This is a genomic window from Streptomyces sp. NPDC001536, from assembly GCF_042894505.1.
Taxonomy (GTDB): domain Bacteria; phylum Actinomycetota; class Actinomycetes; order Streptomycetales; family Streptomycetaceae; genus Streptomyces.
In genome coordinates this window covers 850,669-865,390 of sequence record NZ_JBIAVQ010000002.1, presented here as the reverse complement: position 1 = coordinate 865,390, position 14,722 = coordinate 850,669, and the positions used below count along the sequence as shown (strand labels likewise).

General features: G+C 68.6%; 6 protein-coding genes, 1 tRNA gene and 1 rRNA gene. 7 read left to right on the top strand and 1 reads right to left on the bottom strand.

The annotated features are described in order from the left end of the window. From rrf to ACFY0U_RS08905, 3 genes are all read left to right on the top strand, one after another. A 5S ribosomal RNA gene (gene rrf, locus ACFY0U_RS08915) occupies positions 1–91 on the top strand; the annotation flags it as partial. Between the two features lie 114 nt (positions 92–205). Then, positions 206–868 (top strand): DegT/DnrJ/EryC1/StrS family aminotransferase, encoded by a 663-nt coding sequence (locus tag ACFY0U_RS08910; protein ID WP_388632402.1) that lies wholly within the window; start codon positions 206–208, stop codon positions 866–868. 94 nt (positions 869–962) lie between these two features. Then, positions 963–1,035, top strand: a tRNA-Thr gene (locus ACFY0U_RS08905). 49 nt (positions 1,036–1,084) lie between these two features. Here ACFY0U_RS08905 and ACFY0U_RS08900 read toward each other — a convergent pair. Next, entirely contained in the window at positions 1,085–3,832 is a 2,748-nt protein-coding gene (locus ACFY0U_RS08900) for a SpoIIE family protein phosphatase (RefSeq protein ID WP_388632335.1), read from the bottom strand. Positions 3,833–4,210: 378 nt separating this feature from the next. On the opposite strand from ACFY0U_RS08900, the gene ACFY0U_RS08895 reads away from it, so the two are divergent. The 4 genes from ACFY0U_RS08895 (at position 4,211) to ACFY0U_RS08880 (ending at position 14,634) form a co-directional block, all read left to right on the top strand. Next, complete coding sequence (locus ACFY0U_RS08895) at positions 4,211–9,676, top strand: HAMP domain-containing protein (RefSeq protein ID WP_388632332.1); 5,466 nt, start codon at positions 4,211–4,213, stop codon at positions 9,674–9,676. Positions 9,677–10,007: 331 nt separating this feature from the next. After that, complete coding sequence (locus ACFY0U_RS08890) at positions 10,008–10,691, top strand: two-component system response regulator (RefSeq protein WP_388632330.1); 684 nt, start codon at positions 10,008–10,010, stop codon at positions 10,689–10,691. 124 nt (positions 10,692–10,815) lie between these two features. Then, positions 10,816–13,524 (top strand): DNA translocase FtsK, encoded by a 2,709-nt coding sequence (locus ACFY0U_RS08885; RefSeq protein WP_388632328.1) that lies wholly within the window; start codon positions 10,816–10,818, stop codon positions 13,522–13,524. 270 nt (positions 13,525–13,794) lie between these two features. Then, the gene (locus ACFY0U_RS08880; RefSeq protein ID WP_388632326.1) at positions 13,795–14,634 is read left to right on the top strand and encodes a helix-turn-helix domain-containing protein; all 840 of its coding nucleotides are present in this window, start codon (positions 13,795–13,797) and stop codon (positions 14,632–14,634) included. The last annotated feature ends 88 nt before the right edge of the window (positions 14,635–14,722 follow it).

Below are 14,722 nucleotides of genomic sequence, written 5' to 3'. Positions count from 1 at the left end.
GCCCGGTTACATTCCGAACCCGGAAGCTAAGCCTTACAGCGCCGATGGTACTGCAGGGGGGACCCTGTGGGAGAGTAGGACACCGCCGAACAATTCTTCAAAGGGTTGGATCCTGAACTTCGGTTCGGGGTCCAACCCTTTTTTGTTCTGCGTCACTTGAAGTTCACGTTCCGCACCGACCATCCGAAGCATGGGTACTGCTGCAATGCTCAGGGCCGCCGGCGTCGGAGTCGGTGACGAGGTCGTGGTGCCGGCCTTCGGGAATGTCGAGGTCGCCGAGGCCGTCGTCCTGGCCGGTGCGCTTCCGGTGTTCGCCGACATAGATCCGGTCAGTTACTGCCTCAACGCGTCCGCTGTCGAGGCGGCCGTGACCGCGCGGACCGCGGCCGTGATCGTCGTACATCGATTCGGGCGGCGAGCCGGCATCGCGGCGCTGCACGCTCTGGGACAGCGCCATGGGCTGCTCGTACTGGAGCAGGGCGAGTCCGAGGCGCCGTACGACGAGGTCGCTCAGCGCAGGGAGCGGGCGGCTTACCTCGATGGGAAGTTGAAGGGTGTGCGTACGCCCGACGGCGGTGACGGGCACACCTATCAGCAGTACGTCGTGCGGGTGCCCGGGAACGGGCGGCCCGATCGTGATGCTTTCGCTCGTGCCTTGCGGGGCAAGGGTGTTGAGTGCCGGGTGCCGGTGAAGACGCCTGTGCATCGGCTGCCCGAGTTCCGGCGTTGTGTGTCGCTGCGGGAGACGGAGCGGGCGGCGGACGAGACGTTGGCGCTGCCGGTGGACGCGTCCCTGACCAAGCGGGACATGCAGCGGGTCGTGGGCGCGTGCAATGCGCTCGGGGGGCTGCTTCAGGCGGCCTTCTGATCGGGCTTCGTACCTCGTGGGCGTGGTTGGGAACACCCCTCTGTTCGGGGTATGATCTATTCCGTTGCCGCGAGGGAGACCTCGAAGGTGACAGGCCCCCTTAGCTCAGTCGGCAGAGCGTCTCCATGGTAAGGAGAAGGTCAACGGTTCGATTCCGTTAGGGGGCTCAAACTGAAAGGCCCCGCCCGATTGGGCGGGGCCTTTTGCGTACCCTTCTCAGTCCTTGTGGAGGCCCGGGACGCGCATGGCCAGGATCGCCATGTCGTCGGACGGGGCGTCGGACGCGAAGCGTTCCACGGCGCGCATGATGCGGGCGGCGACCGCGCCGGCGGTCAGGCCGGTGCAGGTCGTGAGGACGTCGGTGAGGCCGTCGTCGCCCAACATGCGGGTACCTTCGCGGCGTTCGGTGACGCCGTCGGTGACGCACAGCAGGACGTCGCCCGGGTCCAGGGTGACCGTCTGCTCGTAGAGCTCAAGGTCCTCGATCACGCCCAGGAGCGGCTGGGGCTCGGCGGCCGGTTCGACCGTGCCGTCCTGGCGGAGACGGAGCGGGAGGGGGTGGCCGGCGCAGACCACCTTCAGTTCGGCGCTGCCGTCCTCCTGGGGGCGCATCTCGCCGTAGAGGAGCGTCAGGAAGCGGCTGCGGGCTCCCTCGTCGAGGATCGCGGAGTTGAGGCGCTCCAGGACGGCCGGGCCGCTGAGGCCCTCTCTGGCCAGCAGCCTCAGGGCGTGGCGGGCGAGGCCCGTCACCGCCGCCGCGTTCGGGCCCGTACCGCAGACGTCGCCGATGGCGAAGCCGTAGGCGCCGTCGCTGATGGGGAAGACGTCGTAGAAGTCGCCGCCGACCTCGTTGCCCTCGCCGGCGGCGCGGTAGATGACCTCGACCTCGACGCCGTCGATCTCGGGGAGCTCGGGCGGCAGGAGACTGCGCTGAAGGGACTGGCTGATGGCTGTGCGCTCGGAGTAGAGGCGCGCGTTGTCCAGGGCGAGCGCGGCCCTTCGGCTCAAGTCCTCGGCCAGTTCCAGGATTTCCTGGCGGAAGTGTTCGTCGGTCGGCTTGCCCAGGGTGAGCATGCCGATGACGCGGTTGCGGGCCACGAGGGGGAGGACGACCGTCTCGCCGCCCACCGCTGATGCGGTGGCGAGGGTCGGGCCGATGCCCGCGCTGAGGCGGCTGATGGGCTCGCCCAGGCCCAGGCTGCGCATAGAGGTGCGCAGGGCCGCCTGGTGGGCCGCCTCGGCGGGGGCCGACCAGACGCGGGCGCCCGGGGTGGGTACCGGGTCGGGTGGGGAGATCTTCGAGAGCAACGACTTGATGCCGTCGATGAGTTCCTCGTCCTCGTGCAGGACGTACGACAGGTAGGGCTCCGAGGCCTGGTCGGCGATCGTGTAGACCGCGCACCAGGTGGCCAGGGTCGGAACGGTCATCTGGGCCATCAGGGCCAGGGTCTGGTCGCGGTCCAGGGTGCCGGCCAGGAGGTCGGAGGCCTCGACGAGGAAGCTGAGCGATCCTCGGCGCAGGCGTTCCAGTTCGCCGAGGCGGGCCGACTCGACGGCCAACGCGATGCGGTCCGCAGCGAATTGGAGGCGCAGCGCCTCTTCGTTCGAGTATCTGCCGGGGCCTTCGGCGGCGACGCCGAGGGAGCCTGTGAGGCGGCCCTCGACCTTCAGGGGGACGGTGACGACCGAGCGCATGCCGGTGCCGTTCAGGAGCGGGACGGCGCCCGGGACCGCGGTGAGGTCTTCGTGGACGGCCGGCATGCGGGCCGAGCCGTAGCGGCCGGGGCCCGCCTCGACGGGGACGCGGGCGAAGCGCTGGCGGGCGGAGGGCAGGCCGGTGGAGGCGCGGACCTCCAACTCCGTTTCGTCGTCGGTGGCCAGGAGCAGGAAGGCCGAGTCGGCGTCGAGCATGTCGCGGGCGCGTTCCACCGTGCGCTGGAGGAGGCCGTCGAGGTCGTCCGGGGCCGGGGAGCCGATGAACACCTCGAAGGGGTCGGTGCTCTGGCCGTCGGAGGAGGTTGATGCGTCGGCAGGGATGCGCAACGGGGTCTGGAGGACCGCGCGTTCGTGGTCGCGGACCAGGAGGCAGACCGTGGAGGGCTCGCCGCCCGTGTCGCGGACGCGGAGGTGCGAGGCGTACACCGGGATGACGCGGCCGTTGGCGCCCCTTATGCCGTAACTGCCTTCCCAGCGGGAGAGTTGGAGCGCCTCCGCGATGCCCGTGCTGGTGCCCGGGGTGTGCGGCCAGGCCGCGAGGTCGGTGAGGGGCTTGCCCATGACCTGCTCGGCCGGGTATCCGAAGAGTTCCTCCGCGTCCTCGTTCCAGGCCGAGATGGCCGCCGTACGGTCGATCTGGACGACGGCGACGCGGACGCGGCCGTCGGCGAGGGGGAGGAGGTCCGCGGGGAGCGAGGGGCCGGCGGCGCGGGTGCCCACCTGGCGTTCGGGGAGGGCGATCTGGAACCAGACCTGCTTGTGCGTGGGCGTGTACTCGACGCCCCAGCGGCCGGCCAGGGCCGCGCACAGCTGGAGGCCGCGGCCGCCCTCGCGGTCGGGGCTGCCCATGGTGGCGAGGGAGCCCTGGAGGGGGACCTCGCGCTCGGGGTAGCGGTCGGCGACCTCGATGCGCACGCCGTCGTCGCTGCGCAGACACAGCACGTCCGCCGTGGTGCCGGCGTGCACCACGGCGTTGGTCACCAGTTCGCTGGTGAGGACCACCGCGTCGTCGACGATGTCCGCGAAGCCCCAGCCCTGGAGTGTGTCGCGGACGAAGGAGCGGGCGCTCGCGACCGAGCGCCCGACGGGCTCGAAGCTGGCGGCCGCGCGCGCGGTGATCACAGAACTCCTCGACCGGTTGTCGACGTGCAGGGCTGCGCTGCCGACCGGCTCGTGCCGCTGGTGCGGCAGGCCGTCCGTCGGCCGGCGGTCCGGGGGGTGTCCCCCAGGGATTAGTCCGGTGGTCATTTTGTGCGGCCGCCCCTCCGATGCCCGCTCGTTCTCGTGCCACCGCCCAAGGCCGGACGGACCGGCGCGGCTGGACAGCCGCATGCAAGGTTACTTACCTTCCCCGTCCATGCGGATGCCGGTCACCAGTGTTTCCGTCCGGAGGGTGTGCGGACGATGTGCGAAGCTGCCGAACTGTTATGGCCTGGTTCAGCCAGGGTGAAACACTGGGCAAGCTTCTTGTGAAAGTCCGGGCAGGCTGAGTGTGGTCCGCGCAGTGTGGGCAGCAGCCCGGGATGCGGCCTGGTCTATCCGCCAGAAAAGCGCAGCATTAACTGGTACGTCGAACAGTAGTACCGGAGCACAGCAGTAACGGTCGACCCCTGCGGGAGGGACACAGTGGAGTCTGGCGCAGCGACGCGGGGCACTAAAACGCGCGCGAAAGGCGGACAGTCCCTGAATAACCAGCGCAAACCGCGCGGTGGGACCACCGCGGTGGACACGGCTGCCCTGAACCGACTGCTGGCGGCTCTCGTGTCGATGCGTGACGGGAACTTCCGGAAGCGGCTCACGGTGTCCGGCGACGGCGTGTTGTCCGAGATCGCCGCTGTTTACAACGAGGTGGCCGACCGGAATCTGCATCTGACGGGTGAGTTGTCGCGGGTGCGGCGGATGGTGGGCCGTGAGGGCAAACTCACGGAACGGCTGGAAATCGGCGCCTGTGAGGGGTCGTGGCTGACCGCCATCGACGCTTCCAACGCCCTGGTCGACGATCTCGTACGACCTGTCTCGGAAGTCGGCAGGGTGCTTTCCGCGGTCGCGGAGGGCGATCTGTCGCCGCGTATGGAGCTGCGGACACAGGCGGCGGACGGGTCCGGGCATCCGCTGCGGGGCGAGTTCCTCAAGGTCGGGCGGACCGTCAACAACCTGGTCGACCAGCTGTCGACGTTCACCGACGAGGTCACGCGCGTGGCCAGCGAGGTGGGCACCGAGGGCAAGCTGGGCGGACAGGCCAAGGTGCGCGGTATGTCCGGTTCTTGGAAGGATCTGACGGATTCCGTCAACACGATGGCGTACCGGCTGACGGCGCAGGTGCGGGACATCGCGCTCGTCACCACGGCCGTCGCCAAGGGTGACTTGTCCCGGAAGGTCACGGTTCACGTGGCCGGCGAGATGCTCGAACTGAAGAACACCGTCAACACGATGGTGGACCAGCTGTCGTCCTTCTCCTCCGAGGTGACCCGCGTCGCGCGCGAGGTGGGCGTCGAGGGTGAGCTGGGCGGGCAGGCGCAGGTGCCCGGTGTGGCGGGTGTGTGGAAGGACCTCACCGATTCGGTGAACCTGATGGCCGGCAATCTGACGGCCCAGGTGCGTGGGATCGCCCAGGTGACGACCGCGGTCGCCAATGGTGATCTGTCGCAGAAGGTGACCGTGTCGGCGCGGGGCGAGGTCGCTCAGCTCGCGGACACGATCAACCAGATGACCGAGACGCTGCGGATCTTCGCGGACGAGGTCACACGCGTGGCCAACGAGGTCGGTGCCGAGGGGCAGCTCGGCGGGCAGGCGAACGTACCGGGTGCGGCGGGGACGTGGAAGGACCTGACGGACTCGGTCAACACGGTCTTCCGGAACCTGACCATTCAGGTACGGGACATCGCGCAGGTGACGACGGCGGTGGCCAACGGTGACCTGTCGCAGAAGGTCACCGTGGACGTGGCCGGCGAGATGCTGGAGCTGAAGAACACCGTCAACGGGATGGTGGACCAGCTGTCGGCGTTCGGTGCCGAGGTCACGCGTGTGGCGCGCGAGGTCGGTGTCGAGGGTGAGTTGGGCGGTCAGGCGCAGGTGTCGGGCGCGGCCGGTACGTGGAAGGACCTCACCGACTCCGTCAACACGGCGTTCCGGAATCTCACCGGACAGGTGAGGAACATCGCGCAGGTGACGACGGCGGTGGCCAATGGTGACCTGTCGCAGAAGGTCACCGTCGATGTGTCCGGCGAGATGCTTCAGCTGAAGAACACCGTGAACACGATGGTGGACCAGCTGTCGGCCTTCGCGGACCAGGTGACGCGGATGGCCCGTGACGTGGGCACCGAGGGCCGTCTCGGCGGTCAGGCCGTCGTGCCGGGGGTCTCGGGGACGTGGAAGGAGCTCACGGACTCCGTCAACTTCATGGGTGGCAACCTCACCTCGCAGGTGCGGCAGATCGCCCAGGTGACGACGGCGGTGGCGCGGGGTGACCTGTCCCAGAAGATCGACGTCGACGCGCGCGGCGAGATCCTTGAGCTGAAGAACACCATCAACACGATGGTCGACCAGCTCTCCGCATTCGCCGACCAGGTGACCCGGGTGGCCCGCGAGGTGGGCACCGAGGGACGGCTGGGCGGACAGGCGCAGGTGCCCGGCGTCGCCGGTGTGTGGCGCGACCTGACCGACTCCGTGAACGGCATGGCGTCCAACCTGACCGGCCAGGTGCGCAACATCGCGCAGGTCGCCACCGCGGTGGCCCGGGGTGACCTGTCCCAGAAGATCACCGTGGACGCGCGCGGCGAGATCCTTGAGCTGAAGAACACCCTGAACACGATGGTCGACCAGCTCTCCTCCTTCGCCGAGGAGGTCACGCGTGTGGCCCGTGAGGTGGGCACCGAGGGCATCCTCGGCGGCCAGGCCGAGGTGCAGGGGGTCTCCGGCACCTGGAAGGACCTCACGCAGTCCGTGAACTTCATGGCGAACAACCTGACGATCCAGGTGCGCAACATCGCCGAGGTCACGACCGCGGTCGCCAAGGGCGATCTGTCGAAGAAGATCACCGTCGACGCCAAGGGCGAGATCCTCGAGCTCGTCAGCACCGTCAACACGATGGTGGACCAGCTGTCGTCCTTCGCCGAGCAGGTGACCCGGGTGGCCCGTGAGGTGGGCACCGAGGGCATCCTGGGCGGCCAGGCCCATGTGCCCGGTGTCGTGGGCATCTGGAAGGACCTCAGCGACAACGTGAACCTGATGGCCAACAACCTGACCATGCAGGTGCGGAACATCTCCCAGGTGGCGTCAGCCGTCGCCAACGGTGACCTGACCCGGACGGTGACGATCGAGGCGCGCGGTGAGGTCGCGCAGCTCGCCGACACCTTCAACACCATGGTGAAGACGCTGAGTTCGTTCGCCGACCAGGTCACCAAGGTGGCCCGTGAGGTGGGCACGGACGGCATCCTGGGCGGGCAGGCGCGCGTGCCGGGTGTGGCCGGTACGTGGAAGGACCTCACCGAGTCGGTGAACCAGATGGCGTCCAACCTGACCGGTCAGGTGCGGAACATCGCCATGGTGACCACGGCCATCGCCAAGGGCGACCTGACGAAGAAGATCGACATCGACGCCCGGGGCGAGATCCTCGAACTCAAGACCACCATCAACACGATGGTCGACCAGCTGTCCTCGTTCGCCGAGGAGGTCACCCGAGTCGCCCGCGAGGTGGGCACCGAAGGACAGCTCGGCGGCCAGGCACGCGTGCGTGACGTCGACGGCACCTGGCGCGACCTCACCGAGTCCGTGAACGAGATGGCCGGGAACCTGACCCGGCAGGTGCGTGCCATCGCGCGCGTGGCGACCGCGGTGACCCGTGGCGACCTGAACCTGAAGATCGACGTGGACGCGTCCGGGGAGATCCAGGAACTCCAGGACTACATCAACAAGATGATCGCCAACCTGCGCGACACCACGATCGCCAACAAGGAGCAGGACTGGCTCAAGGGCAACCTGGCCCGTATCTCCGCGCTCATGCAGGGCCGGCGCGACCTCGCCGACGTGGCCTCGCTGATCATGAGCGAGCTGACGCCGGTGGTGTCCGCGCAGCACGGGGCCTTCTTCCTGGCGATGCCGCTGGTTGACGGCAAGGACGCGAGCGGCGACCAGGAGGAGTCGTACGAACTGCGCATGCTCGGGTCGTACGGCTACTCCATGGGGTCGATGCCGACGTCCTTCAGGCCGGGCGAGGCGCTCATCGGGACGGCCGCGCAGGAGCGGCGGACGATCCTCGTGGAGAACGCGCCCAGCGGCTATCTGAAGATCTCCTCGGGGCTCGGGGAGGCGCCGCCCGCGCAGGTGATCGTGTTGCCGGTGCTGTTCGAGGGCCAGGTGCTCGGCGTCATCGAGCTGGCGTCCTTCACGCCGTTCACGCAGATCCAGAAGGACTTCCTCAACCAGATCGCCGAGATGATCGCGACCAGCGTCAACACCATCTCCGTCAACACCAAGACCGAGGTGCTGCTGCGGCAGTCGCAGGAGCTGACCGAGCAACTGCGGGAGCGGTCGGCGGAGTTGGAGAACCGGCAGAAGGCCCTCCAGTCGTCCAACGCCGAACTGGAGGAGAAGGCCGAGCTGCTGGCCCAGCAGAACCGTGACATCGAGGTCAAGAACACCGAGATCGAGGAGGCGCGGCAGGTCCTGGAGGAGCGTGCCGAGCAGCTCGCGGTGTCGATGCGGTACAAGAGCGAGTTCCTCGCCAACATGTCGCACGAGCTGCGGACGCCGCTCAACTCGCTGCTGATCCTGGCCAAGTTGCTCGCCGACAACGCCGACGCCAACCTCTCGCCGAAGCAGGTCGAGTTCGCCGAGACGATCCATGGCGCCGGCTCCGACCTGCTCCAGCTGATCAACGACATCCTCGACCTGTCGAAGGTCGAGGCGGGCAAGATGGACGTCTCCCCGACGCGTATCGCGCTCGTCCAGCTCGTGGACTACGTGGAGGCCACCTTCCGGCCGCTGACCGCGGAGAAGGGCCTCGACCTGTCCGTACGGGTCTCGCCGGAGCTGCCCGCCACGCTGCACACCGACGAACAGCGGCTGCTTCAGGTGCTGCGCAATCTGCTGTCCAACGCGGTGAAGTTCACCGACTCCGGGGCGGTGGAGCTGGTCATCCGGCCCGCCGGCGCGGATGTGCCGATGCAGATCCGTGAGCAGTTGCTGGAGACCGGTTCGCTGCGGGACCCGGACGCCGATCTGATCGCGTTCTCGGTGACCGACACGGGTATCGGGATCGCCGCGAGCAAGATGCGGGTGATCTTCGAGGCGTTCAAGCAGGCCGACGGCACGACGAGCCGGAAGTACGGCGGTACGGGTCTCGGGCTCTCCATCTCGCGGGAGATCGCCCAGCTGCTCGGTGGTGAGATCCACGCGCAGAGCGAGCCGGGACGCGGTTCGACGTTCACGCTGTATTTGCCGCTGCACCCGAGCGAACTGCCCCCGCAGGGCTATCAGCAGCCCGTGGTCGCCCTGGACGTCGGTGACCTGATCGCTTCCGAGAACGGCCGCCCCGACGTCGAGATCGAGACGCCGGCCGAGGTGAAGTCGTACCAGGAGACGCAGAACGGTGCCGCGGCGCTCTTCAGGCGCCGCCGCAGGACCCTGCCGGAGGCCGAGCAGCGGCCCCAGCTGGACCAGTGGCAGGCGGCGACGGCGCAGAGCCCGGCGCCGGAAGTGCGGCGCGGGATCCGGTTCGGCGGTGAGAAGGTGCTGATCGTCGACGACGACATCCGCAACGTCTTCGCGCTCACCAGCGTCCTGGAACAGCACGGACTGTCGGTGCTGTACGCCGAGAACGGCCGCGAGGGCATCGAGGTCCTGGAGCAGCACGACGATGTGACGGTCGTACTGATGGACATCATGATGCCCGAGATGGACGGGTATGCGACGACGACGGCGATCCGCAGGATGCCGCAGTTCGCGGGCCTGCCGATCATCGCGCTGACCGCGAAGGCGATGAAGGGCGACCGGGAGAAGGCGATCGAGTCGGGCGCCTCCGACTACGTCACCAAGCCGGTCGACCCCGATCATCTGTTGTCGGTGATGGAGCAGTGGATGCGGGGCGCGTGACCGGTGCGGATGCAGGTCGCGTGACGGGATCGGTCGGGCTTCGGGTGGATGCTGCGAGAACCTTCCGCGTTCACGCGGAGTTGCTGACTCAGTGTGCTCGAAGCCGTGTAGAAGTACGGGATTCGGGGAACCTTCTGGTCTCCCGCTACGTTTCTGCTACGTGCACAGTGACATCGCGGTGACAGGGTGTGGCGACGGGCGGGGTGCGGCTACCATGACCGGCACGAGGACGGGCGGCGCAAGGGAGCCGTCCCCCGGGGCGGCACCTGACGGTGTCACCACGAGTCCTGAGGACAGGGGAGGCCCCAAGCCGGGGCGAGGAGGGCGGGCCATGGTGCAGAAGGCCAAGATCCTCCTGGTCGATGACCGGCCGGAGAATCTGCTGGCGCTGGAGGCCATCCTCTCCGCGCTCGATCAGACGCTGGTGCGGGCATCGTCCGGGGAGGAAGCGCTCAAGGCGCTGCTCACCGACGACTTCGCGGTGATCCTGCTGGACGTGCAGATGCCGGGCATGGACGGCTTCGAGACGGCGGCGCACATCAAGCGGCGCGAGCGCACCCGGGACATCCCGATCATCTTCCTCACCGCGATCAACCACGGTCCGCATCACACCTTCCGGGGGTATGCGGCGGGCGCGGTCGACTACATCTCCAAGCCCTTCGACCCGTGGGTGCTGCGCGCGAAGGTCTCCGTGTTCGTCGAGCTGTACATGAAGAACTGCCAGCTGAGGGAGCAGGCGGCGCTGCTGCGGCTCCAGTTGGAGGGCGGTGCCTCCAAGGCTCCGGCCGGTGAGGCGAAGGAACCGGCGGGACTGCTGGCCGAGCTCTCGGCGCGGCTCGCCGCGGTCGAGGAGCAGGCCGAGGCCCTGTCCAAGCAGCTGGACGACGAGTCGGCGGACGCGGCGGCCGTGGCCACCGCGGCCCATCTCGAACGCAAACTCACCGGCCTGCGGCGGGCACTGGACGCCCTGGAGCCGGGAACGGGCAGCACACAGTCGGTGCCCTCGCAGAACTGACCCCCGTGCGCGGCCCAGTTGCGGGTGAGCGCGTGTCAGTTCCGCGTCCCCGCAAGGGCGACACGAACGGGTGAAGCACTGGGCACACGTGTCGGTTGTCGTCTCCCCCGGTAACCTCACACCTATGGCCTCACGTCCCTCCGCTGCCAAGAAGCAGCCCGCGAAGAAGGCGGCGGCTCCGGCGAAGAAGGCCGCTGCGAAGAAGGCTCCGGCGAAGAAGGCGCCCGCCAAGAAGGCCGTCGCGAAGAAGACCGCGCCGGCCCCGAAGCCGGCGCCGAATCCGACCGGCGGCATCTACCGGCTCGTGCGCGCCGTCTGGCTGGGCCTCGCGCACGCCGTGGGCGCCGTGTTCCGCGGCATAGGGAACGGCGCGAAGAACCTCGACCCGGCGCACCGCAAGGACGGTGTCGCGCTGCTGCTGCTCGGCCTCGCGCTGATCGTCGCGGCCGGCACCTGGTCGAATCTGCGCGGTCCCGTCGGTGACCTGGTCGAGATCATCGTCACCGGCGCCTTCGGCCGCCTCGACCTGCTCGTGCCGATACTGCTCGCGGTCATCGCCGCGCGCTTCATCCGGCACCCCGAGCAGCCCGAGGCCAACGGGCGCATCGTGATCGGCCTGTCCGCGCTCGTCATCGGTGTGCTCGGCCAGGTCCACATCGCGTGCGGCGCACCCGCCCGCAGCGAGGGCATGCAGGCCATAAGGGACGCGGGCGGCCTCATCGGCTGGGGCGCGGCGACCCCGCTGACGTACACCATGGGCGATGTCCTCGCCGTACCGCTGCTCGTGCTGCTCACGGTCTTCGGGCTGCTGGTCGTCACGGCCACCCCGGTCAACGCCATCCCACGCAGGCTGCGGGAGCTGGGCGTACGGCTCGGCGTCATGCACGATCCGGCCGAGGACGAGTTCGCCGAGGACGACGAGCGCTACGACGAGCAGTGGCGCGAGGCGCTGCCCGCGCGCACTCGCAGGCGCGGGCCGGCCCCCGAGTCGTACGACCCAGACGGCGCCGAGCAGGAGGCCCTCTCACGGCGTCGTGGCCGCCCCCGCCGCTCCGCGGTGCCGCAGCCCGACATGGACCGTCCGATGGACGCCGTGGACGTCGCCGCGGCGGCCGCGGCCGCGCTCGACGGTGCCGTCCTGCACGGCATGCCGCCGTCGCCGATCGTCGCCGACCTCACCCAGGGTGTGAGCGTCGGAGACCGTGAGGACACGACGCCGACGCCGGTGCCGACCCCCGTGCCGGCCCCGGCCGCGCGCCCCCGCCAGGAGAAGCTGAAGGTCGAGGTCGCGGACCTCACCAAGCCCGCGCCCGAGGCCCAGGGCGAACTGCCGCCGCGCGCCGAGCAGCTCCAGTTGTCCGGCGACATCACCTACTCCCTGCCTTCGCTCGACCTCCTGGAGCGCGGCGGCCCCGGCAAGGCGCGCAGCGCGGCCAACGACGCCGTCGTCGCCTCGCTGACGAACGTCTTCATGGAGTTCAAGGTCGACGCGGCCGTCACCGGCTTCACGCGCGGACCGACGGTCACGCGCTACGAGGTCGAGCTCGGCCCCGCCGTGAAGGTCGAGCGGATCACCGCGCTGGCGAAGAACATCGCGTACGCCGTCGCCAGCCCGGACGTGCGGATCATCAGCCCGATCCCCGGCAAGTCCGCGGTCGGCATCGAGATCCCGAACACCGACCGCGAGATGGTCAACCTCGGCGACGTGCTGCGGCTGGCCGCGGCGGCCGAGGACGAGCACCCGATGCTGGTCGCGCTCGGCAAGGACGTCGAGGGCGGCTATGTGATGGCCAACCTCGCGAAGATGCCACATGTGCTGGTTGCCGGAGCGACCGGTTCCGGTAAGTCGTCGTGCATTAACTGCTTGATCACGTCAATCATGGTCCGCGCGACTCCCGAGGACGTGCGGATGGTCCTCGTCGACCCCAAGCGGGTCGAGCTGACGGCGTACGAGGGCATCCCGCACCTGATCACGCCGATCATCACCAACCCCAAGCGGGCCGCCGAGGCGCTCCAGTGGGTCGTACGGGAAATGGATCTGCGGTACGACGACCTGGCCGCGTTCGGCTACCGGCACATCGACGACTTCAACGAGGCCATCCGCGAGGGCAAGCTCAAGACGCCGGAAGGCAGCGAGCGGGAGCTGAAGACCTACCCGTATCTGCTGGTGATCGTCGATGAGCTCGCCGACCTGATGATGGTCGCGCCGAGGGACGTCGAGGACTCGATCGTGCGCATCACGCAGCTCGCGCGCGCGGCCGGCATCCACCTGGTGCTCGCCACGCAGCGGCCCTCGGTCGACGTGGTCACCGGTCTGATCAAGGCGAACGTGCCCTCCAGGCTCGCCTTCGCCACTTCCTCCCTCGCGGACTCGCGGGTCATCCTCGACCAGCCCGGCGCCGAGAAGCTGATCGGCAAGGGCGACGGGCTGTATCTGCCGATGGGGCAGAACAAGCCCACCCGTATGCAGGGCGCCTTCGTGACCGAGGACGAGGTCGCGGCGGTCGTCAAGCACTGCAAGGACCAGATGGCGCCCGTCTTCCGGGACGACGTCGTGGTGGGGACGAAGCAGAAGAAGGAGATCGACGAGGAGATCGGCGACGACCTGGACCTGCTGTGCCAGGCGGCCGAGCTGGTGGTGTCCACGCAGTTCGGGTCGACCTCCATGCTCCAGCGCAAGCTGCGGGTCGGGTTCGCCAAGGCGGGGCGTCTGATGGACCTGATGGAGTCCCGGGGGATCGTCGGACCGAGCGAGGGATCCAAGGCTCGTGACGTTCTTGTGAAGGCTGATGAGCTGGACGGAGTGCTCGCGGTGATCCGCGGGGAGGCTTAAAGGCAGGAAACGGGGCGCAATGGTCGCCGGGCCCACGGATGAGCCGCCGATGGGTGTTCGATCGTGACTCACCCGTAAGGGATCATTGAGCAACCGTTTCCCTTCGGCGTACGTCAAGTTGAGGGAAGCGAAAAGCTGCTGCCCCACCATCGGTGTGTCCGGCCATACCGATGGCGTACAAAGTCCCACCGCCCGGTTGCCCCACCCTTTCGCACCCCCCCTAGACTGAATCCTCAGCACAGGTGGCTTAAACGCTCGAAAGGCGCCCCCGTGTCCATCGGCAACTCCCCTGAAGACGAGCGTCCGTTCGAAGACGACCGCGAGGAAGCCCGTATCTCCGTAGGCCGTGCCCTCCAGCAGGCACGTATCGCGGCCGGGCTGACCGTCGACGACGTCAGCAACGCCACCCGGGTCCGTATCGCCATCGTGCATGCCATCGAGGCGGACGACTTCGCCCCCTGTGGCGGGGACGTCTATGCCCGTGGGCACATCCGGACCCTGGCCAAGGCCGTCCATATCGATCCGGCCCCGCTGCTGGACCAGTACGCAGCCGATCACGGCGGCGGGCGTCCGGCGCCGACCCCGGCCGCCCCGCTGTTCGAGGCGGAACGCATCCGTCCCGAGCGGCGTGGACCCAACTGGACCGCGGCCATGGTCGCCGCGATCGTCGCCGTGGTCGGCTTCGTCGGGTTCACCGCGTTCAAGGGCGACGACGACGGCGGGAGGGCGCAGGTCGCCGAGGGCTCCACGCCCTCGACCAGCAAGTCCTCCTCGCCCACGCCCAAGAGTGAGAAGCCCGAGGCGCCGAAGCCGGAGCCGTCCGACAGCGCCATCGCGGCCGCTCCCCAGGACAAGGTGACCGTCCAGGTCGGCGCCCCCGACGGCCGGAGCTGGATCTCCGCCAAGGACCACAACGGGCGGCTGCTGTTCGACGGAGTGCTGGAGAAGGGCGACACCAAGACCTTCCAGGACAGCGAGAAGATCAACCTCGTCCTCGGCGACGCCGGGGCGATCCAGCTGTATGTGAACGGCAAGAAGATCGACGACGACTGGCAGCCGGGAGCCGTGGAGCGGCTCACCTACACGAAGGGCGACCCGACGGTCGGTTAGGACCCGGGTCGGCGTTCCGGCAGGCATCGAAGGGGTTGGCGACAAGATCGCCAACCCCTTCGACATGGGCTGTCAGTGGAACGAAGTA

Coding starts and splice junctions, on each gene's coding strand:
- ACFY0U_RS08910 (WP_388632402.1), top strand. CDS start 206: ATGCTCAGGGCCGCCGGCGTCGGAGTCGGTGACGAGGTCGTGGTGCCG.
- ACFY0U_RS08900 (WP_388632335.1), bottom strand. CDS start 3,832: ATGACCACCGGACTAATCCCTGGGGGACACCCCCCGGACCGCCGGCCG.
- ACFY0U_RS08890 (WP_388632330.1), top strand. CDS start 10,008: ATGGTGCAGAAGGCCAAGATCCTCCTGGTCGATGACCGGCCGGAGAAT.
- ACFY0U_RS08885 (WP_388632328.1), top strand. CDS start 10,816: ATGGCCTCACGTCCCTCCGCTGCCAAGAAGCAGCCCGCGAAGAAGGCG.